Genomic DNA, 22,053 nt, shown 5'->3' on the forward strand with positions numbered 1-22,053 from the left:
CGCGCGCTAGATGTTGATCTGGCCGCCCATTTCCACCACGCGATTGGCGGGCAGACTGTAGTACTCGGCGGCTTGCGCCCCGTTGCGCGCGAGGAACGCGAACAGCTTCTCGCGCCACAACGGCATCGCCTTGCTCACGCCGGTGGCGAGCACGGTGTCGCGGGCGAGGAAGAACGAGGTGTCGGCGGTTTCATAGTGCCACTCGGGCATCTGTTTCTGCGCCAGTTCCAGAATGCGCGGCACGTTGGGAATCTCCGTGAAGCCGTGGCGCACCGTGATGGCGTAACAGCCGTGGCCGAGATTTTCGACCACGGCTTTCTGTTCGTCCGGCACGTGAGGGACATTGTCCGTCGTGCCCGCCATGAAAATGTTGAACTGATGCATGACGCCGTTGTGCTTCAGATTGTGCAGAAACGCGCTCGGCGCCATGCCGGCCACTCCGCCGGGAAACACAGCGGTGCCGTTCACGCGCGGCGGCGAATGGGAGCCGTCGCACAGCGAGTGAATCAATGGCGCGAGCGGCAGGTTGTCGCTGCGCATGCGCTCCATGAGCGTCTCGCGCCCTTTGTGCCACGTAGTCATCACGGTGAAGAGCACGCCGCCCGCAAGAAGCGGAAACCAGCCGCCCTCGAACACCTTGCTGACGTTACTCGACACGAATACGGCATCGACCAGCACGAGCGGCACGATCACGCTCGCACTCGCGAGCGGTCGCCAGTGCCACAGGCTGTGCGTGATGAAGTACATCAGCAAGGTCGTGAGCAGCATGGTCGACGCCACCGCAATGCCGTACGCGGCCGCGAGGTTGTCGGAAGATTTGAAGAACACGACGAGAAACACCACCGCCGCGTACAACGAGACATTGATGAACGGCACATACACCTGGCCGATTTCGTGCGACGACGTATGCACCACCGGAATGCGCGGCAGAAAGCCCAGTTGCACGGCCTGCTTGGTCATCGAGAAGGCGCCCGAGATCACCGCCTGCGAGGCGATGATGGTCGCCGCGGTGGCGAGCAGCACGAGTGGGATCAACGCCCAGCCAGGTGCGGATTGGAAGAACGGCTGCGCCACGGCAGCGGGACGTTCGAGCACCAGCGCCGCCTGGCCGAAGTAATTCATCACGAGGCTCGGCAGCACGAGCAGTAGCCAGGCGAGCCGGATCGGCTTTTTGCCGAAGTGGCCCATGTCGGCATAAAGCGCCTCGCCTCCCGTCAAGGCCAGAAACACCGAACCCAGCACGATGAACGCCGTGCCCGGCGCGTGCGCGACGAAGACCGCCGCGTAGAACGGCGACACGGCCTTCAGGATCGAAACGTGCGTGACGATATGCGACACGCCGAGCGCCGCGAGCGTGACGAACCAGACGATCATGATCGGGCCGAATACCTTGCCGACCGCACCCGTGCCGCGCTTTTGCAACTTGAAGAGGCCGGTGAGAATCACCAGCGAGATCGGCACGATCCACTCGGTGAGATGAGGATCGACGAGGGTCACGCCTTCAACCGCGGAAATCACGGAGATGGCCGGCGTGATCATCGAGTCGCCGTAGAACATCGCCGCGCCGAACACCCCAAGGGTCAACAGCACGTGGCGCAGTTTTTCCGGGGCCACGCCCGAGGCCAGTGCCGTGAGCGCGAGAATGCCGCCTTCGCCCTCGTTGTCGGCACGCATCACGAAGCTCACATACTTCAACGTGACGACGACGACGATCGCCCACAGAATCAGCGAGACGATGCCGAACACGTTCGTCTGCGTGATGCCGCCTGCCGCCTTGAGGCATTCGCGCAGCGTGTAGAGCGGGCTGGTGCCGATGTCGCCGAAAACGACGCCGATGGCCCCGAGCACCAGGTTGGGGGCAGCTTTGGTGGCGGCAGAAGACGAGGGAATCGCGGAGGAAGACATAGGCCTGTCGTAAGCTGACGAAAGAGCAACGGCGGTGGGAGGGCAAGGCTCGAGCTTGCCGAATCCTACCGTGGCTTCCTTTCAGAAGGCCGCGCGAAGCTGACGCGCGGCCTTCAGCGAGCAGTTCTGCTCACGCCGACGGATCGACGTGCGTCTGCTTACGTTGGCTTATGACAGGTGTACTCGAATTGCGCAAAGTCAATCGCGCCTCCAGTCCGCCGCCCACGCGGTTATGAAGCGTAAGCGTAGCATCCATTGCAAGCGCCAGTTGCCGGGCGATGGCGAGACCGAGTCCGGTGCCGCCCGTACTGCGATTGCGTGACGCTTCGAGCCGGTAGAACGGCTGAAACACCGCTTCGAGCGACTCTGCCGGTATGCCTGGCCCCCGGTCCGACACGACGATGGTCGCCTGTGCATCGGAGGATGCCGAGACCGCGACCTCGATCTGCGCCGCGCCGCCAAACTTCAGCGCATTGTCCACGAGGTTGCCGACGATGCGGCGCAACGCCTGCGGACGCGTCATCATCGGCGCGCCGAACTGTCCCTGCAGGGACACCGCCTGCCCGGCGTCGACGTAGTCGCAAACCAGACTGTCGAACAGCGCGTCGGGATCGATGCGGCAAGGCACTTCGGTCGCACCATGTAGCGTGCGCGCGTACGTCACGCCCTCCTTCACCAGCGCTTCCATCTCCTGCAGATCCTGGCGCAGTTTCGCGCTGTCCGACTCGCTTTCCATCGTGTCGACGCGCAACCGCATGCGTGTGATCGGCGTTTGCAAATCGTGCGAAATCGCCGCGAGAATCTGCATGCGCTCGGCCATGTACATCGCCATGCGGTCCTGCATCGCATTGAACGCCCGCGCGGCTCGCGCGACTTCCGACGGCCCGTCTTCCGGCAGACGAACCGCTTTCAGATCGGGGCCCAGTGTGTCGGCCGCTACCGCCAGCGCCTGCAACGGACGCGTGGCGAGCCGCACCGCCAGCCAGCAGCACGCCACCAGCACCACCAGTTGCAGCAGCATCACGAGCGGCAGCCAGCCCGACAGCGGCGCGCCCGACATGGGATGCATGTCGATGGTCAAGGGCGTGCCGTCGTTGAGTTTCAGATGGACTTGCAGACGCTCACGATCGCCCGGCACCGCATTCACGGTGAGCGGATAGTTCGTGCCGATTCCCTCGGCAATGGAGTGCGCCACCCGCGCCGACAGACGCGCGTCGAGCGGGCCGCCGATGATGCCCGGCCCAAGAATGAACTCGTAGCTGCGCCGCGCGAGGCGCGGCAACCACTGCGCGCGTTCGTCGGCCGGCAAATGGTCGAGCAGCGCGACCGAGCTGGCCACCTCGCGCTCGATGTAACCCATCATCACATTGGTCATGGTCTGGTCGCGTTCGGTCAACGTGAGCCAGAACGACAAGGCCTGCGCCAGTGCGAGACCGATGAACAGAATCACCGTGAGCCGCGCGAACAAGGTGCGCGGCCAGTGCAGCCAGGCGCGCGGGTTCATGGCGCGTCCGCGATCACGCTGACTCCTGCGGAAAACACGTAGCCTTCGCTGCGCAAGGTCTTGATGTAACGCGGTTCGCGCGCGACATCGCGCAAGCGTTGCCGCAGGCGGCTCACCATCAGGTCGATCGAACGGTCGAACTGATCGGCCTGGCGTCCCTGCGTCAGATTGAGCAACTGGTCGCGCGTGAGGACTCGTTGCGGGTTATCCAGAAACACGCGCAACAGACGGTACTCGGCGCCGCTCAACGCGACCATGGTGCCTTCGGCATCGAGCAGATGGCGCGCGGTGGTGTCGAGCCGCCAGTCGCCGAAACTCAGCATCTGCACGGACTCGTCGACCTGCATGCCGGGCGGCAGCATGCGCGCGCGTCGCAGAACCGAGCGGATGCGCGCCAGCAATTCGCGCACCGCAAAAGGCTTGGGCAGGTAGTCGTCGGCACCCATTTCCAGACCGAGGATGCGGTCGGCTTCCTCGTTGCGCGCCGTGAGCATCAGCACGGGCACCGCGCGAAACTTGCCGGCACGCAGTTCGCGGCACAGCACCAGGCCGTCCTCGCCCGGCATCATCAGATCGAGGACGATCAGGTCCGGCGCGCCGCTCTCGAGCACCGCGCGCATCTGCCGCCCGTTAGCGGCGAGCGAGACGCGTATGGCATTTTTCTCGAGGTAGCCGGCGATCAGCTCGCGAATGCCGCGGTCGTCGTCGACGATCAGTATGTGGTCGGTCGTGTCCATCGAAGGGTCATCTCTTTTGACGTTTCATCTGCATCCGGCCGACGGACGTGCCGTCGGCGAGGCCGGCATCCAGCGTATACGGATCGCCCCCTTCGAGGCAACCGACGCAGGGCGCGGCGTCTGCGGGAGAAGGACCGCCGAATGGTGCGCCCGCATCGACGCGCGGCTTACGGCCTGGCGCAGATCGTGCCCGCCGTCGTCGCGCCAGGGATTCGAGCCCCAATTGAATAACGCGACGTCGAGCCAGGCGTCGCGACCGATTCGCCCTGCGATTTCTTTTACGCCTTCCACTCGTCAGACTTTCGACTAGACTGGATTCAGCCGGATTTCATCATGGACCGCGGCATCGCCTTGTCGTGGTCGCTATCGCATCACCCAATCTGTCGTGCTTCAGCGCATTTTTTTTTGATTCCGCTACTTTTGCATGAGCGCCGCGTCGGGCCGCGCCATCAATCTGGAGAACACAATGAAATGGAGCAAGCCTTGCCTGGTCTCGCTCGCCGCCTGTGCGGCCGCCGGATCCGCGCATGCCCAAAGCAGCGTCACGCTGTACGGAACGATCGATACATCCATCACCTTCGTCCACAATGCGACCGCGACCGGGCAAAACCTGTGGTCGCTCGGCAACAGTAGCGGCGGCGATCTGTCCGGCACACGTTGGGGCTTGAAAGGCCAGGAAGATCTCGGTGGTGGACTGAAAGCCATTTTCCAGTTGGAAAACGGTTTTAATCCGACAACCGGCGCATTGGGACAGGGTGGCCGCGAATTCGGCCGTCAGGCGTATGTAGGCCTCGCGAGCGACCAGTTCGGCACGTTCACGCTCGGGCGCCAATACGACCCGCTGGTCGACCTCGTCCAGGGGCTGACGGGCGATAACTACTTCGGCAGCACCTTCGCGACCGTCGGCGACGTCGACAACTACGACAACAGCTCACGCACGAGCAATGCCATCAAATACGTCTCGCCGGTGTTTTCGGGCCTGCAGATCGAAGGCATGTATGCGCTTGGCGGCGTGGCCGGTCAGACCGGTTCGGGCCAGACGTGGTCGGCCGCGGCTGCGTACACCGCTGGGCCGTTCTCTCTCGCAGCAGGCTATTTCGTCGCCGATAACGCATCCGTGACGACGCCGCTGCGGACCACCTGGGGCGGCACCTCGGACGGCACGTTCGACGGCTCGCTGGTCAACCTCGGGTATCAGACGGCGAAGTCGATCAACATCGCGCGGGTGGCCGGGCAATACGTGGCGGGGCCGTTCACCTTCGGTCTGGGCTACAGCAACTCGCAGTACAAGTCCGACGCGCAATCCGCGTTCGACTCGACGGAGAAATTCAACACCGGGCAAGGCTTCGTGAACTATCAGGCGACGCCGGCACTGCTGGTCGGCGTGGGCTACAGCTATACGAAGTCGACGGGCGATACGGGCGCGACCTATCATCAGGTATCGCTCGGCGCCGACTACAACCTGTCGAAACGCACGGACGTCTATCTGGTCGGCGCGTGGCAGCATGCCAGCGGCGAAACGCTCAATGCGGACGGAACAGGTGTGGTGAGTGCGCAGGCATCCGTGGGCTCGTATGGCTATCCGGGCACGAATACGCAAGAACTGGTCAGTTTCGGCCTGCGTCACAAGTTCTGAACGGCAGCATTGCGCTCCAATGACAATTCAGGCCGCGAGAACTCGCGGCCTGAATTCCGTCATGCCTCGCGTCAGATGCCGTCGCGAGCGAAATCCATCGCAAAGTACGTGAGAATCAGATCCGCGCCCGCGCGCTTGATTGCGCCGACGGTTTCGCGGCTGACCCGATGCTCGTCGATCGCGCCTGCTGCCGCGCCGAATTTGATCATCGCGTATTCCCCGCTCACCTGATAGGCCGCCAGCGGCAAACGCGACGCTTCGCGAATGTCGCGGATAACGTCCAGATACGCGCCCGCCGGTTTAACCATCAGGCAGTCGGCTCCTTCCGCCTCGTCCAGCAACGACTCGCGCACGGCTTCGCGGCGATTCATCGGGTTCATCTGATAGGTTTTGCGGTCGCCTTCCAGCGTCGTGCCGCCCGCTTCCCGGAACGGCCCATACAACGACGAAGCAAACTTGGTCGAGTACGCCACGATCGACGTGTCGCTGTGGCCGGCTTCGTCCAGCGCGCGGCGGATCGCCTGCACCTGGCCGTCCATCGCAGCGGAAGGCGCGATCACATCCGCGCCGGCTCGCGCGGCCACCACCGCCTGCTTGCCGATATTGGCCAGCGTCGCGTCGTTGTCGACGGTATGGCCGTGCAGCACGCCACAGTGTCCATGCGAGGTGTATTCGCAAAAGCAGGTGTCGGACATCACCACCAGTTCGGGTGCGGTGTCTTTACAGATGCGCGCCATACGCGCCACGAGGCCGTTTTCATTCCACGTGTCGGCTCCGATCTCGTCTTTGTGATGCGAGATGCCGAAGGTCATCACCGCCCGGATGCCCGCGCGCGCGTAGCGCTCGATTTCGCCGGCGAGTTTCGATTCGGGAATGCGCAACACGCCGGGCATGCTGGTGATGACGCCAAAGTCGCTCACGCCCTCTTCGACGAAGATCGGCAAGACCAGATCGTTCAGATCGAACTCGGTCTCCTGAAACATCGTGCGCAGCGTGGACGATTGGCGAAGGCGTCGCGGACGGACCGCGGGAAACTGACTTGACACGAGGTGCTCCCTGCTTCGCTCCCGGCACGGCGCATTGCTTGACTCAGGCTCGCCGTGGAGACGACGGGCCGGACGCACTCTGCCGGAGAGCATCGTTACTGGAGGCCCGCAGCCATACGGCAACGGACATGGACTATGAAGCTGTGCTTGGGTTCGCGCGCGGTGCTCGCGACGATTCAGCGACCCACCACGCCAGCAAGCTCGCCGAGATCATACCGCTCTCACCCGGAGCCTGCTGGGCGCGGCCGCCTCACGGCACCAGCAGCAGCGCCGCGGCGTAGATCACCAGCGACACCAGAAACGTCACCGCCGTGTAGCCCATCACGCGCTGAATGCGAATGCCGGCAATGGCCACCACCGGCACGGCCCAGAACGGTTGCAGCATGTTCGAGACGTTTTCCGCCATGGCCACGCCCATCGCGGTGCGCGCAACTGACGCATGCAGACTCAGCGCGGCGGGCAACACGAACGGTCCCTGAACGGCCCAGTGACCGCCGGCGCTCGGCAAAAGCAGCGTGATGATCAACGAACTCAGATAGCTCCACAGCGGCAGCGTCAACGGCGTCGCCACCACCACGAAGGTCGAGGCGATCGTCGAGGCGAGACCGGTGCCCGTCATGATGCCCATGATGCCGCCGTAGATCGGATACTGGAGCAACATGGAGCCGGTCTGCCGCGCCGCATTGCGGATCGAGTTGGCGTAGGCGAGCGGCGTACGCTGCAACGCGAGGCCGACCAGCAGAAAGATCAGGATCGTCGTGTTGATATCGAGTTCGAAGCCTTTGGCGTGCCACGTCATGAACAGATAGCCGCAGCCCATTGCGAGCAGAACGAGCGTGCCGAAGATCGAGCGCTCCGCTCGGCCGGCGAACGACGACACCTCGGCGTTGCGCGAATGGGCATCGGGCTCCGCGCTGACCGTTTCCGGCCGCTCGCTGAACCGCTGCACGGCGTCGTCTTTCGGGTGCATCCAGATGAAGATGCCGGTCATGACGACCACCACCAGAATCGTCGGGACCAGCACGAACGGCGCGAAGACCGTTTGGCTCAACGGGATCACATGCCCGGTCGCCTTTTCCGCGAGATTGAGCGCATTGCCGGGCGACGCCTGCGAGAGTGCGATGGAACTCGACAAACCGCTATTGCAGACGGACCACGCCGAGTAGCTGCCCGCCACGAGCCATGCAAAATCCACGTTGACGCGCTTGGCGATTTCCCGCGATAGCAGCGCGCCGACGATCAATCCCAGCCCCCAGTTCAGCCACGCCGCCAGCGCAACGAATGGAAACACCAGCAACGCCGCGCGCGCGGGCGTTTTCACATTCGCGACCATCGCCTTCAGGCCGCGCTGCACGAGCGGCGCCTCGGCGATCGCATAGCCGGTGCAAAGAATCAGGATCATCTGCAGCGCGAAGCCGAAGATCCCGAAGACGCCCGTGTACCACGAGTTGAGCATGACCGGAATCGATGCGTGGGGCGCAAACGCAAACGCGAGCAGCATCACCAGTACCGTGAGTCCGATCGACAGCACGAACGGGTCCGGCATGATCTGTTCGAAGACATACACCATGGCGCCGACGACGCGGTTGGCGGAACCTGTCTTGTGAGCGGGATTGATTGCGGGGGGAGGCGTGGAATTCATGCTTTTGACCTGATGAGACGTTCTTGTAGCAACAGCGGCGCCGTACCGGCGCTCACTTCATTTGTGCAACGACTGCGCCTGCTGCCATGCGAGCGCAGCCACACGTTCGAGCCGCGCCGACATGATCTGGGCGTCCGCACTCGCTGCCGTGCCACGCGCCACGCGGCCGCGAATGCCGTGCAGGATCGCCGCGAAGCGGAACAGATTGAAGGCGACGTAGAAATCCAGATCCGGGATGCCGGTTCGTCCGGTACGACGGCAATAGGCAGCCACATAGCCGGCCTCGCTGGGCAACCCGGCTGCCTCAAGGTCGACGCCGGCCAGACCGCCGAGAATGTCGCTCGGCATGCGGAACATCATCGCGTGATAGGCGAAGTCGGCAAGCGGATGGCCCAGCGTCGACAGCTCCCAATCCAGCACGGCGATGACACGCGGTTCCGTGGCGTGGAAGATCACGTTGTCGACGCGAAAATCGCCGTGCACGATCGAGGTTTCGTCGGCGGCGGGAATGTGTTCGGGAAGCCATTGCGCGAGCCGGTCCATGTCGGCATTGCGGCCGGCCTGCTCGTCCTGCTGATACTGACCGGACCAGCGCGCGACCTGGCGCTCGATATAGCCGCCAACCCGGCCGTAGTCGCTCAAACCGATCGCCACCGGATCGACGAGATGCAGCTTTGCGATGGTGCCGTTCATCGCGTCCATCAACTGCGCTCGCGAAGCAATCGGAGCGGACGAGAAACTCGCATCCCAGAAGATGCGCCCCGCCACCATGTCCATGACATAGAACGCGCTGCCGATCACCGAGTCGTCGGTACACAGGCCATGCACATGGGGCACGGGAAAATCGATCGGTTCCAGCGCGGCGACCACGCGCGCTTCACGCTCGATCGCGTGCGCGCCTTTGAGCAAGGGTCCGGAAGGCTTGCGACGCAATACGTAATCGCCCGTTGGGGTACGCACGCGATAGGTCGGATTGGACTGGCCGCCTTTGAACTGCTCCACCTCGATCGGGCCGTCGAAACCGGCGACATGCTGCTTCATCCAGGCGCCAAGCCGGGCCTCGTCGAACCGATTGCGCGGCGACACCGCTACCGTGCCGGACTGGTCGGGGATGTCGCTCATCATCGCTCTCCTGGCGTCGCGGCGAGCGTCTGCCGCTTGATGGCTTTGGCAATCGACCATTTGTGCACTTCCGTCGGGCCGTCGTAAATGCGAAACGCGCGAATCTCGCGAAACACCTGTTCGACGATGGTGTCGCCCGATACTCCCGTGCCGCCCATCACCTGAACGCAGCGATCCGCCACCCGGAACAGCGCGTCCGACACCGAGGCTTTCGTCATCGAACTTTCGAGCGTGCCGAGCGAACCGCTATCGAGAATGGATGCACACCAGTCGATCATCAATTCCGCCTGCTGGAGGTCCATGAGATTTTCCGCGAGCATGAAGCCGACGCCTTCATGGTCGATCAGCAGTTTGCCGAACGACTTGCGCCGACACGCGTACGCCGTGGCGATTTCATTGGCGCGCGTGGCCGCGCCATGCCAGCGCATGCAATGCGACAGCCGGGCGGGCGAGAGACGCACTTGCGCATAGCGAAAGCCTTCGTCCACTTCGCCCAGCACGTGATCGTGAGGCACCCGTAGACCGTCGAGGCAAACGACGGCGTGGCCGCCTGGCATCGAACTATCGATGGTGTCGAGGATACGCTCGATCCGTACCGCGGGATGCGGCAGTTCGACGAGAAACATGGTGGCTTTGACCGCCTCCGCCGAACCGGTGCGCGCCATCACGATACCGGTTCGCGCGCCGGCGGCGCCCGTAATGAAGGCCTTGCGTCCGTGGATGACCCAGCTATCGCCATCGCGCCCGGCGGTGGTTTGCAGCATCGACGGATCGGAGCCCGCCCCGCCTTCGGCCGACGGTTCGGTCATGAAGAACGCGGAGCGCGCGGTGCCGGCGATCAGCGGCGCGAGAAAGCGCGCCTGTTGCTGCGGCGTGCCGATCTTGCCGAGCAGATACATGTTGCCCTCGTCCGGCGCCGCCGTGTTCAACGCAAGCGGCCCGAGCGGCGAGAGGCCCGAGCGCTTGAGCACGGCAGCCGTTTCGAGTTGCGTCAGATGACTGCCGTCCGCGCCGATGTGCGGCGTCAGAAGTCCGACCTCGCGCGCCTTGGCCCGCAGTTCGTCGACCAATGCATCTTCCGGGCCGTGACTCGTGCGGCGCGGATCGGATTCGTAAGGGATCACGACCTCGCGCACGAATTGCTCCACGCGAGCGGCAATCTCGATGCCGCGCTGCGTTCCGACTACGCTCATGCTGCTCATGGTCCTTTCGTCTCCATCAGGCATATTGTAGGATTGGATTGTAGGACAATTATCCGAAGCACGCACAGCTTACAATCGTGCTACGAATGACGACGCGCCAATGCGTCACGACACGAAACGGGCGGATGCGCCCCGTTCGGAACGACCTTTTCTTATGCCCAAAGCCAGCCAGACCACCGCGCAATCCGACGCTCGAAACCCACCGCGGCAGTCGCCGGCCAGCGCGTCGGACCTCGTTTTCATGGGGATCGTCAGAGGACTCGAGCGACACACGTTCGTGCCCTCGCAGCGACTCGTCGAGGCGGACCTCGCGGAACAGTTCGACGTCGGCAGGAATTCGGTGCGCGAAGCGCTGCAGAGACTGGCCGCCGAAGGCATTGTCGAGCTGAATCGTCACCGCGGTGCGTCGATCCGTTCGCTTTCGCTGCAGGAGGCCAGAGATGTGATGGAGGTGGCGGAACTGCTGACCGGTTTGCTGGGCCGCGCCGCCGCTCGTCATGGGAAACGCTCGCCGCATGCGGCCGAGCTTCGGCTAGCGCTTGCCGATATTGCAAGCGAGCGTGTCAGATCGAGTAGCGAGGCGTTCAGCAAAGCGCGCCGTAATTTCTATCGTGCTCTGCTCGATATCGCGGCGAACCGGGAACTGAACCGTCTGTTTCCCGCCGTTCAGATGCATGTCGTGCACGCGCAATATCGCACGCCGGAACTACTCGAGATGCGGATCGTGGACTATGCCCGCATCGGCGCGGCGGTCCTCGCGGGCGACGGCAAGAAAGCCGAGGCTGCCGGCATCGACCATGTGCGGCACGTGCGCGAGGCGATCGAGCGTGTCGCGACCGGCATGGCGGATTGAACGGACGTCAACGGTTACGCAGCGCCCGGCGCAGTAACGCGCTCAGCGCCACCGTTTTCAACACACATTCCCCCAGCGACAGAGCGAAGCCCAAGGGGAAAATCCGCAATTCGGCGGGCAGGCTGAAGCCGACCGCCACCACGCTCAGCGCACTGAGGAATCCGTAGACCAGTAACGCCGTGCGATTCCGCAAGAGCACGAGCGCGATCAAACCGATCCATAAGACCTTGCTCAGCAGGCACGCCGCCACCTCGGCGCCCCATGGCACACCCCAGACTTCGAACGGCGCTTCCACCAGCGACCAGATGCCCGTGGCGATTACGCCGAGCACGAGCCACCGGCCCAGGGGCGCAGCGACCGAAGTGCGCGGTCCGGTTGCCGACCATGGCGACGCAAACTGCGCGTGACCCAGTTCGAAGCCCAAATCGGTTTCCATCTTTTCCATGAGAATCTCGCTAGCCGAACGCATCGTTTGCGGGGAATGTGCCCTTACCTGAACGGTAGAACATCCTTGCTCCGCCGCCTATCCGACAAACGTTTGCCAGTCGTCCCCATTGGTTGGTGCGACCTATACGAAGGTTTAGCTCGTGGGCAAAATCGCAGCCTAGAGTTCGAGTACCAGTCGCTTTCCGGCAGCGCGCGAGCAACAGGTCATCATCCGCGTATGGGATTGCCGCTCGCCGCGGGTCAACACCACGTCGCGATGATCGACCTCGCCCGCCAGCACGCGAACTTCGCACGAGCCGCATAGGCCTTCTTCACAATCGCTCTGAACGTCCACGTTTGCTTTGCGCAGCGCGGCGAGCAGCGTTTGATCCGCCGGCACCATCACGACCAGACCCGAGTCCTTCAATTCGACCTCGAAGGCGTGCTCGTTGGCGGGGTCGAGCGCGCCGAGCTTCGATTCGAAATGCTCCACTTTCAGCGCGTCGTCGGGCCAGCCCGCGCTGGCTTCCTGCAGCGCATCGAGCATGCGAACCGGGCCGCATGCATAGACCTGGGTGCCTGCGTCCACCTTCAGCGCGCCGAAATCATGGCGAGTGCCTTCCTGCGATACATAGACCTGCAACCGATCGCCGTGCAACGCGATCAGCGCCGGCAATAAGGCCATCGAATCCCGCGCGCGTCCGCTGAAGTGAATCTCGTAGTCCAGGCCGAGTGTTTTCGCGCGGCGCGCCATTGCGCTGATCGGCGTGATGCCGATGCCACCCGCGATCAGAATCAGCTTCGTCGCCGTTTCGTCGAGACGGAAGTGATTGCGTGGCCCGCGAATCCGCAACTGCGCGCCGATCTGAAGGTGGTCGTGCATCCATTGCGAACCGCCGCGGCCTGGCGACTCCCTGAGCACGGCGATGTCGAACACAGCCGTATTCGCAGGATCGCCGCACAGCGAGTATTGACGCGAGATTCCGGTCGCGCCACATGCGACATCGATGTGCGAGCCCGCACTCCAGCGCGGCAGCGGCCGTCCATCGGGCGATGCCAACGTCACGCGCACGATATCGTGCGCCTCGCGCGATAGCGACGTGACCACCACCGGCCGGCTGATCGCATGCGCCGACGGTTCGCCGATCCGCACCGAGCCGCGCGATTCGAGCACGGCGGGATCGCGTCGCTCGGGATTCATCGCCGGGTCCCATTCGACCCGCAGATGTTCCGGGCCACGGAACGAGGTATTCGGCACGTAACTGAAACGTTGCTCGGCGAGCCGCATGTGCGGCAGACGTCGCGTGAACTCTTCGAGGAAGATCTGCATCTCCATGCGCGCGAGGTTCTTGCCCATGCACTGATGCGAACCGTAGCCGAAGGTGAGCTGGTCGCTGGCGTTCTCGCGGCGAATATCGAACAGATCGGCGTCGGCGAACTGGTGCTCGTCATGATTGGCCGACGACGTGACGATCAGCAGCTTCGATCCCGACGGAATGTCGATCCCCCCGATCACCACGTCACGCGTGGCGAGACGCCGCCACGCCGCGACCGAACCGTTGTGCCGCAAGCACTCTTCCACGGCATTCGGAATCAGGCTCGGGTCTTCGCAGATATCGCGCCATGCCTGGGGATGCTCGAGCAGCAGCTTCATGGCATTGGCCGTGGCGTTCGCGGTGGTCTCGTGCGCGGCGACGATCCCCGCCATCATCATCGAATGCAGATAGGAGTCGGTCACGACGTCCGGCAGTTCCTTCTGCTTGCGAATGCCGTATTGCATCCAGCCGGGCGCGTCGGGATTCTGGCGCATCTTGTCGAGCACCTTGCCCGCGAACGTCCAGAATTTGCCCACGGCATGCGCGACGGCCACCTGTTCTTCGGGCCTGGGACGGCCCCACGTGTTGACCGTGTGCGCAATCGAGTATTCGCGCAGCGTGTCCATGTCCTCTTCCGGCACGCCGAGAAAATGCAGCGCGACGGTCAGCGGCACTTCCCACAGCATCTGGTCGACGAGATCCGCGCGGCCGTCGTCGATGAAACGGTCGACGTATTCGCGCGCGAGATGCCGCACCATCGGCTCGTGATGCAGCAGTTCCTCCGGCGTGAACGGGTCCATGAGCGCGCGACGACGCGGCATATGCGCCGGTTCGTCCTCGTTCACGAGCGTGCGGTTCAGCGCGAAGCCATATGACGCGAGCACGGCATTCGCTTCGGGGCCTGTCGGCGTGATTTTTTCGAGCGCGATCGATGGACTGAACGTGAGGTTGTCGCGAAAGATCGCCTTGATGTCGTCGTAACGGGTGACGACCCAGTAGCCGAGTTTCGGGCTGTAAAAGACCGGTTCCTGTTCGCGTGCCCAGCGCACGTATTCCGGCGGGTCCTGCTGATAGCCGTCTTCGAACGGATCGAAGTCCGCGGCCCGCTGGCTGACGGGACACGCTGGTGCGCCGTGGTTGAAGGGACAAGCGGAGCCACGCTCCGTTGAATTCGTCTCGCTCATCAAAGTCTCCTGCGCCAGATAACCATTTGCGTAACTATAATACGCAATGCGTAACTAGGTTCTCGGGGTTTACGAGATGAAGCGACGACCACGCTTTGATGAAACCTTGGTCCGGAAAGAGTGCCCGCTAGAATGCAGCCATGAAAAAAAATCCAATCGAAGCGCCTACGGCGGGCGCGCCCATCGCGGCAGTGCCCGAGCGCGAGCGACGCCAACGCGTGCAATCCGCCACGACCGCCGTCGTGCTGCTCAAAGGTCTGGCCACGCTCGGTGGACGGGCTTCGCTGACGGCGCTGGCGGCTTACGTCGACGAGAGTCCCGCCAAGGTGCACCGCTATCTGGTCAGTCTGATCGAAGAATCGCTGATCGTGCAGGAGGCGGCCACGCAGCAGTACGTGTTGGGCCCGGAGTGCCTCACGATCGGTCTTGCGGCAATGCGGCAGGTCGACCCGATTCGTATCGCGGAGCCGTCACTGGTGCGGTTGAGGGAAAGCCTCGAGGTCACCTGTTTCATCGCGGTAATGGGCAACCGCGGACCGACGATCGTGCGTTTCGAAGAGCCGGGCTTGCCGGTCACCGTCAACGTCCGCGTGGGGTCAGTGATGTCGGTGTTGTGGTCGGCAACGGGCCGGCTTTTTCTGGGCCTGCTGGACGAATCGCGCATCCTCGCGATGGCGCAAGACGAGTTGACCCAGGCCACGGACGATCTGCGCGCGCAACTCGACGCGGACGATCCGATTGGCCGCCTGCGTGCCGACGTGCAAGGCGTGCGGTGCGCGACGGTCAAAGACACGTACCTCAAAGGCATCAGCGCGGTGGCCGCGCCGCTCTTCGATTTCAACGGGCGCTTGTGCGCGACGCTCACGGCGCTCGGTGCAACCGGCGGCTTCGATTGCTCGATCGACGGACCGGTCGCCACGGCGGTAAGACGCGAAGCGGCGGCGATTAGTACGCGGCTTGGTTTTGCTGGCGCGTCGCGTCCGGTTTAATGCTCCGCCGTATCGCGGGTGCGTGAGGGATGAGAGGGTTTGCGTAGCGGCTTCAGCTATCACCAAGGAAAGCGTGCTTACATTTCGCTATGGGTATACAGTCGGACGATCGGTCGCGCTCTGTGACCCCATTCTGGAATGATGATGCGATCACAAACTCAAGTGGCACCGCGAACAACCAGCGTCGTGAGCGAGTACGCAATTTCGCGTCAGGCGCAAAGCCAGGCGTTGCAACAAGCGGACCGCGCACGCGCTGAAAAACGGCGCATCAATGATGAGCGCATCGATTCCAGCGCGAGCAAGTGGCGTTATTCAGTGGACTTGAACGGTAGTTAATTCCGTGTCGTTATTCCGACTGTCTGAACCGGCATGTTTGCGCGAGTTCGCACGGCACGTCGAACATCTCGCCCGCCACCGAAGCGGCACGCCCAAGCGCGCTCTCCGGTACGAATAGATAAAACCGCCAGAGGTCGGCATAGCGATCCTGCAGTGCGCCGATCTCCGCGAAAGCGCTACTGCCTGCGTCGTTCAGATACTCGAGCCCCCGGCTGGTCTCGACCGGTACGGAGGCTTCCTTCATCGCGGTGAGTGCGGGGCAGTACAGCACGACATCCGCAAATGGCAGGTTCAACTTCTCTGCGAGTTCCGCTTCGGCTCGCGCACGCCCCATCCGCGAGGCGTGATAGCGGGCCACCCAGTCTTTTCGCAGTGCGAGCGGCACGCTCCGGCCGGAGACGACGTAGCCGCGTTTGAGCAGGTCGCGATTCAAGGTGCGTCGTGCAAGCGCGGCGGCATCCGCTACGCCGCAGCGCGCGAGACGATCCAGCAAGGTCCAGTCGTTGAGTTCCAGCAGGTCGCCTTCGGCGAGCACGCCGTGATCGAGCGCAATCTCCACCGACTTGGAAATCATCGCACCCGCTACGACTTTGGTGTGGTGATAGTAGACGCGCTCGGTCAGGTAGTAGCGCAACCGCAGCACGCCGATCACTTCGGAACGGGCATCCGGCCGGTCCATACCGTGCTTTGCCAGCCTGATGACGAGCCGGTCGTCGTGTTCGGCGAAGCAGCGGAATATCCGGTCGTCGTAGTCCTGAGCAAGACCGGCAAAGAAGCTATCGCGACGCAGATAGTCGAGCAGATCGGCGTCGATGCTGCCCGACACGATATCCTTCGCCCAAGCCGGTGCCCTTTCCGTCGACGGCAAGCCGAGCAGGCCGCCCACGAGATCGCGAATGCCCAGGCGGCCCAGCGCTTCGCCAGGTTTACCTGCAAACATGTCCGTCAGACGTGAGCCTTTGTCGTGCCGCGCGAATAAACGGCGCTCGTCCTCCAACGTGTGGCCGAACGGCACGTGGGTGACGTCGTGCAGCAAAGCCGCCACGCCAATCACTTCTTCCAGTTCCGTGGGAATCTGCACGCCCGAACGACGCAAGCTCGCGACGATCCGATGCGCGACCGCGCAGACTCCGACCGAGTGATCGAAGCGCGTATGCAGTGCGCCGGGATACACCAGATGCGCCGTGCCGAGTTGCTTGATACCGCGCAGCCGCTGCATCACCGGCAGGTCGACGACCGCCGTCTCGAGAGCGGTCAGCTCGATATCGCCATGGATGGGATCACGTAGCAGCGTAGGCACTCACGGTTAGCACGGCGAGCGGCTCGCGCTGCAGATACTGTGTCATGGCGTTTCCTTCGGTTCGACTGAAGCTGTCGGCGGCTTGCGCGCCATGTCGACGAATGCCTTCAGATAATCGACGTCGGTATCGGTTTCGCGGGCGCCCAAAAAAATCTGTTTGGCAATGCCCTTCCTGCCCAGGCGCACCGGCACGAGATTCATCTTGCCCGCGTATTCTTCCACCAGCCAACGCGGCAGCGCCGCGACGCCCCGGCCGCTCGCCACCATCTGCAGCATGATGTCGGTCGTTTCGATGGCCTTGTGACGCCTGGGCGTGACGCCTGCCGGCATCAGAAACTGATTGTAGATATCGAGCCGATCGGTCTCCACCGGATAAGTGACCAGCACTTCCTGGGTCAGTTGCTCCGGCTTGACATAGTCGGCGCCGGCGAGCGGATGCTCGCGATTCACCACCAGCACCTGTTCGTAATCGAACACGGGTTCGAAGCGCAAACCGGGCTTGTACAGCGGGTCAGGTGTCACGAGCAGATCGATCTCGTAGCCGAACAGCGCGCCAATGCCGCCGAACTGAAACTTCTGTTTCACGTCGACATCGACGTCCGGCCAACTCGCCAGATACGGCGCGACCACCTTGAGCAACCACTGATAGCACGGATGGCATTCCATGCCGATGCGCAAAGCCCCGCGCTCGCCCTGCGCGTATTGCGTGAGACGCTCCTCGGCGAGCGCCAGTTGCGGCAGCACGCGATTGGCGACGGCAAGCAGGTACTCACCGGCCTGCGTCAAACGCAGACTGCGCCCTTCGCGCAACCAGATGTCCGTGCCCAACTGCTGCTCCAGCTTTTTCATGGAGTGACTCAGCGCGGATTGCGTCACACACAGCACGTCCGCCGCAGCGGTGAGCGAGCCGTACTCGTCCACCGCCTGAACGATGGCCAGATGAATTCTTTCAAGCATGGTCGCACATGAGCAAAACTAATGGTTCATTGAATTATCACCATTTTACTTCATGGAATGCCGTCGCTACGATCCACGCATCCGCAACTGATCGAATCAAGGCGAAACGATGGCAACGACACACAATCTGGGCTTCCCCCGCATCGGCGCGAAGCGCGAACTGAAGTTCGCATTGGAATCCTACTGGAAAGGCGAATCGTCGCTGGACGAGCTGAAAGCGCTGGGCGCCCAGTTGCGCGCGCGTCACTGGGCGGACCAGACCGACCTCGACCTCGCCGCCGCCGGCGACTTCGCGTTCTACGACCAGGTGCTGGACATGAGCTTCACGCTGGGCAATCTGCCGGAACGCGTGCACGGTTTCCATGGCGACGCGCTCGACAACGCCTTCCGCGTCGCCCGTGGCCGCTCGGCCAAGGGTGCGGAAGATCACAGCGCCTGCTGCGGCGGCGTCGCGGCCGGCGAGATGACCAAGTGGTTCGATACCAACTATCACTACATCGTCCCCGAATTCAGCGCCAGGACCGAATTCAGGCTCGACGCGTCGCGTCTGCTGGAACAACTGGCCGAAGCCCGCGCGCAAGGCGTCAAGGTCAAGCCGGTGATCGTCGGTCCGGTGACCTATCTCGCGCTCGGCAAAGCCAGGGACGACTCCGACAAGCTGGCCCTGTTGCCGCGCATCCTGCCCGTCTACGCGGAATTACTCACGACGCTGGCCGCACAAGGCGTCGAATGGGTTCAGATCGACGAGCCGATCCTCGTCACCGAACTGTCCGCCGAATGGCAGAAAGCGTACGAAACGGCCTACGCGGCACTCGCCACGAGCAAGGTCAAGCTGCTGCTGGCCACCTACTTCGGCCCATTGCTCGGCAACCTGCCGCTGGCTTGCAAGCTGCCGGTGCAGGGCCTGCATCTGGATGCGATCAATGCCCGCGCCGAAGTCGATACGGTGATCGCTCAATTGCCACGGGATCGCGTGCTGTCGCTCGGCGTAATCAACGGCCGCAACGTCTGGAAGACCGATCTGAGCCGCGTGCTCGAGTGGCTCGAACCGGTCGCGAAGCAACTGGGCGAACGCCTGTGGATCGCACCGTCCTGCTCGCTGCTGCACGTGCCGGTCGACCTCGACAGCGAGCAGAAGCTCGACGCGGAAGTCCGCTCGTGGCTCGCTTTCGCGCTGCAAAAGCTGGGTGAACTGAACGTGCTCGCCACCGCGCTGAACCAGGGCCGCGATGCGGTCAAGGCCGAGTTGGCCGCCAACCGCGCCGCGCTTGCCGCACGCCGTGCTTCGCCGCGCGTCGACCACCCGGCCGTCAAAGCCGCTCTCGCGAAGATCAACCCGGCCCTCGGTCAACGCAAAAACGCTTACCCGGCGCGTGCCGACAAGCAGTCGGCCCTTCTGAACCTGCCGGCCTACCCGACCACGACGATCGGTTCGTTCCCGCAGACCGGCGAAATCCGCCATGCACGCAGCCAGTTCAGGAGCGGCGTGCTGGACCAGGCAGGCTATCAGCGTGCGATGCGCGCCGAGATCGAACGCAGCGTGCGCGAGCAGGAAGCGCTGGGGCTCGACGTGCTGGTGCACGGCGAAGCCGAGCGCAACGACATGGTCGAGTATTTCGGCGAACAGCTCGACGGCTACGCCTTCAGCCAGTTCGGCTGGGTGCAGTCGTATGGCTCGCGTTGCGTGAAGCCGCCGATCCTGTTCGGCGACATCAGCCGCCCGAAGGCCATGACGGTCGAGTGGATCAAGTACGCCCAGTCGCTCACCACCAAGCCGATGAAGGGCATGTTGACCGGCCCGGTCACGATCCTGAACTGGTCGTTCGTGCGCGACGACCAGCCGCGTTCGGTATCGTGCTACCAGTTGGCACTGGCGATCCGCGAAGAAGTGCTGGACCTCGAAAAGGCCGGTGTGCGCGTGATCCAGATCGACGAGGCCGCGCTGCGCGAAGGCCTGCCGCTGCGCCAGTCGCAGTGGCAGGAATACCTCGACTGGGCGGTGGAATCGTTCCGCATCGCGGCTAACGGCGTACGTGACGAAACGCAGATCCACACGCATATGTGCTACTCGGAGTTCAACGACATCATCGCGTCGATCGCCGACATGGACGCCGATGTCATCACGATCGAAACCTCGCGCTCGGACATGGAGTTGCTCGACGCGTTCGACAACTTCAACTACCCGAATGAAATCGGCCCGGGCGTGTACGACATTCACTCGCCGAACATTCCGACCGAAGAGCACATCGTGCAATTGATGAAGAAGGCCGCCGAGCGCATTCCGGCGCAGCGCCTGTGGGTGAATCCGGACTGCGGCCTGAAGACGCGTCAGTGGGAAGAAGTCATGCCGGCGCTGACCAACATGGTGGCGGCGGCGAAGAAGCTGCGCGCAATGGTATAAGCCGCGCGCGCGGTGCTCTGCCGGGTTCTCTCCGCCATGACGAAACCTTTCGCCAGTCTGTTTTATCTGGCCGTGCCGCTCGCGATGAATTCTTCGCCAAGGAGTAGCATGGTCACGCGCTAGCTCGAAGAGCGATCCTCTTTAAGCGTTGTGCGCGTTGGGACTGCAACCACCGTTCAATCTTCCCCAAGACATGACATGGAGAAAGCATGGCCTATCGCAACTACCACAAACGCCAGATTGCCGATCGCGATCTGCATCCCGAAACGCAGATGATGTCCTACGGCTACGATCCGTTCCTCTCGGAAGGGTCGGTGAAGCCGCCCGTCTTCCTGACGTCGACATTCGCGTTTCGCACGGCCGAAGACGGCGCCGATTTCTTCGACATGGTGTCGGGCCGCAAGCCACTGCCGGAAGGCGAAAGCGCGGGCCTCGTGTATAGCCGCTTCAATCATCCGAACCTCGAAATCGTCGAGGACCGTCTGGCGCTGCTCGACGGCTCGGAAGCCGCAGTTGTCACGTCGAGCGGGATGTCCGCCATTGCGGCGATCCTGCTGGCATTCCTGCGGCCCGGCGACTGCGTGGTCCAGTCGGTCCCGCTGTATGGCGGCACGGAAACGCTGATTTCAAAATTTCTGCCTGAATGGGGCATCCAGTCCCAGATCATCGACGACGGTCTTTCAGTGCAGGCGATTCGCGATGCGCTCGAAGCCGCCGCGCAAAAAGGCATCGTGAAGATGTGTTACATCGAGACGCCGGCCAACCCGACGAACGCCTTGTTCGACCTCGAAGGTCTACGCCGCGAAATCGACGCCTTCGAAACGCGCCACGGCTATCGCCCGCTCTCGGTCTGCGACAACACCTTGCTGGGTCCGCTGTATCAGAAGCCGGTGAAACAGGGCATCGATCTGAGCGTGTATTCGCTGACGAAATACATCGGCGGCCATAGCGATCTGGTTGCCGGCGGCGTGACGGGCAAGCGCACTCTGATTACCAAAGTACGCTCGATCCGCAGCGCCCTCGGCTCGCAACTGGACCCGCATTCGTCGTGGATGATTACGCGCTCCATGGAGACCCTCGTGCTGCGCATGGAGCAGGCCGCGCGAAGCGGTAGCGCGGTCGCGCGATGGCTCGCGGCCAATCCGTTTCACCCGGTAAAGGTGCTGCATCCGGAACTGATCGACGACCCGGCCTACCAGACGCTCTATCAACGTCAGTGCAGCGGGCCGGGGTCGACGTTTGCCTTCGTGCTCGACGGTGGGCGCGAGCAGGCGTTCAGATTCATCAATAGTCTGACGTTGTTCAAATCGGCGGTGAGTCTCGGCGGCACCGAGTCGCTGATTTGCCACCCCGCTTCGACGACGCATTCGGGCGTCCCGGCTGAAGCGCGCGCCGCAGCAGGCGTGTCCGAAGGTTTGATTCGCGTCTCAGTGGGACTGGAGCATCCCGACGACCTGATCGCCGATCTGTCGTACGCGCTGGAAAACTGCTGAGCCC

The 22,053-nt window shown here is 63.2% G+C and carries 16 protein-coding genes; 5 read left to right on the forward strand and 11 right to left on the reverse strand.

What is annotated here, in order from left to right:
• Positions 1-6 precede the first annotated feature (6 nt).
• The 3 genes from FQ705_RS32770 to FQ705_RS32780 all read right to left on the reverse strand — a co-directional run bounded on the left by FQ705_RS32770 (position 7) and on the right by FQ705_RS32780 (position 4,146).
• Positions 7-1,905, reverse strand: coding sequence for a potassium transporter Kup (locus tag FQ705_RS32770; RefSeq protein ID WP_144149031.1), 1,899 nt, complete (start codon positions 1,903-1,905; stop codon positions 7-9).
• Positions 1,906-2,035: 130 nt separating this feature from the next.
• Entirely contained in the window at positions 2,036-3,409 is a 1,374-nt protein-coding gene (locus FQ705_RS32775) for a sensor histidine kinase (protein ID WP_144149033.1), read from the reverse strand.
• Positions 3,406-4,146, reverse strand: coding sequence for a response regulator (locus FQ705_RS32780; protein ID WP_144149035.1), 741 nt, complete (start codon positions 4,144-4,146; stop codon positions 3,406-3,408). Before FQ705_RS32780 ends, FQ705_RS32775 begins: the two co-directional genes overlap by 4 nt.
• 466 nt (positions 4,147-4,612) lie before the next feature.
• On the opposite strand from FQ705_RS32780, the gene FQ705_RS32785 reads away from it, so the two are divergent.
• A complete protein-coding gene (locus tag FQ705_RS32785; RefSeq protein ID WP_144149037.1) occupies positions 4,613-5,782 on the forward strand; it encodes a porin in 1,170 nt (389 codons plus the stop codon).
• Positions 5,783-5,853: 71 nt separating this feature from the next.
• Here the strand turns inward: FQ705_RS32785 and hemB are convergent, their stop codons facing one another.
• The 4 genes from hemB to FQ705_RS32805 form a co-directional block, all read right to left on the reverse strand.
• A complete protein-coding gene (gene hemB / locus FQ705_RS32790; RefSeq protein ID WP_144149039.1) occupies positions 5,854-6,828 on the reverse strand; it encodes a porphobilinogen synthase in 975 nt (324 codons plus the stop codon).
• 250 nt (positions 6,829-7,078) lie between these two features.
• Positions 7,079-8,470 (reverse strand): TIGR00366 family protein, encoded by a 1,392-nt coding sequence (locus FQ705_RS32795; RefSeq protein WP_144149041.1) that lies wholly within the window; start codon positions 8,468-8,470, stop codon positions 7,079-7,081.
• Positions 8,471-8,527: 57 nt separating this feature from the next.
• The gene (locus FQ705_RS32800) at positions 8,528-9,592 is read right to left on the reverse strand and encodes a phosphotransferase family protein (RefSeq protein WP_144149043.1); all 1,065 of its coding nucleotides are present in this window, start codon (positions 9,590-9,592) and stop codon (positions 8,528-8,530) included.
• Complete coding sequence (locus tag FQ705_RS32805) at positions 9,592-10,785, reverse strand: acyl-CoA dehydrogenase family protein (protein ID WP_144149437.1); 1,194 nt, start codon at positions 10,783-10,785, stop codon at positions 9,592-9,594. Before FQ705_RS32805 ends, FQ705_RS32800 begins: the two co-directional genes overlap by 1 nt.
• A gap of 163 nt (positions 10,786-10,948) precedes the next feature.
• Between FQ705_RS32805 and FQ705_RS32810 the strand changes: the two genes are divergently transcribed.
• Positions 10,949-11,647, forward strand: a complete 699-nt coding sequence (locus FQ705_RS32810) for a GntR family transcriptional regulator (protein ID WP_144149045.1) — start codon at positions 10,949-10,951, stop codon at positions 11,645-11,647.
• Between the two features lie 7 nt (positions 11,648-11,654).
• Here the strand turns inward: FQ705_RS32810 and FQ705_RS32815 are convergent, their stop codons facing one another.
• Positions 11,655-12,092, reverse strand: a complete 438-nt coding sequence (locus FQ705_RS32815; protein ID WP_144149047.1) for a hypothetical protein — start codon at positions 12,090-12,092, stop codon at positions 11,655-11,657.
• A 159-nt stretch (positions 12,093-12,251) separates the two neighbouring features.
• Positions 12,252-14,573, reverse strand: a complete 2,322-nt coding sequence (locus tag FQ705_RS32820) for a cytochrome P450/oxidoreductase (RefSeq protein WP_144149049.1) — start codon at positions 14,571-14,573, stop codon at positions 12,252-12,254.
• 140 nt (positions 14,574-14,713) lie between these two features.
• Between FQ705_RS32820 and FQ705_RS32825 the strand changes: the two genes are divergently transcribed.
• The gene (locus FQ705_RS32825) at positions 14,714-15,562 is read left to right on the forward strand and encodes an IclR family transcriptional regulator (RefSeq protein WP_144149051.1); all 849 of its coding nucleotides are present in this window, start codon (positions 14,714-14,716) and stop codon (positions 15,560-15,562) included.
• 346 nt (positions 15,563-15,908) lie between these two features.
• Here the strand turns inward: FQ705_RS32825 and FQ705_RS32835 are convergent, their stop codons facing one another.
• Both FQ705_RS32835 and FQ705_RS32840 read right to left on the reverse strand, forming a co-directional pair.
• Positions 15,909-17,198, reverse strand: a complete 1,290-nt coding sequence (locus FQ705_RS32835) for an HD domain-containing protein (RefSeq protein ID WP_144149055.1) — start codon at positions 17,196-17,198, stop codon at positions 15,909-15,911.
• Positions 17,199-17,240: 42 nt separating this feature from the next.
• Positions 17,241-18,155 (reverse strand): LysR family transcriptional regulator, encoded by a 915-nt coding sequence (locus tag FQ705_RS32840; RefSeq protein ID WP_144149057.1) that lies wholly within the window; start codon positions 18,153-18,155, stop codon positions 17,241-17,243.
• A 109-nt stretch (positions 18,156-18,264) separates the two neighbouring features.
• On the opposite strand from FQ705_RS32840, the gene metE reads away from it, so the two are divergent.
• Together metE and FQ705_RS32850 are read left to right on the forward strand one after the other, a co-directional pair.
• Positions 18,265-20,556: a 5-methyltetrahydropteroyltriglutamate--homocysteine S-methyltransferase gene (metE, locus tag FQ705_RS32845; protein ID WP_144149058.1), complete on the forward strand. Its 2,292-nt coding sequence runs from the start codon at positions 18,265-18,267 to the stop codon at positions 20,554-20,556.
• Positions 20,557-20,765: 209 nt separating this feature from the next.
• Positions 20,766-22,049 carry a cystathionine gamma-synthase family protein gene (locus tag FQ705_RS32850; RefSeq protein ID WP_144149060.1) on the forward strand — a complete coding sequence of 428 codons (1,284 nt, stop codon included), beginning with the start codon at positions 20,766-20,768 and terminating at the stop codon, positions 22,047-22,049.
• Positions 22,050-22,053: the final 4 nt, after the last annotated feature.

The organism is Paraburkholderia sp. BCC1884 (assembly GCF_900996225.1).
Taxonomy (GTDB): domain Bacteria; phylum Pseudomonadota; class Gammaproteobacteria; order Burkholderiales; family Burkholderiaceae; genus Paraburkholderia.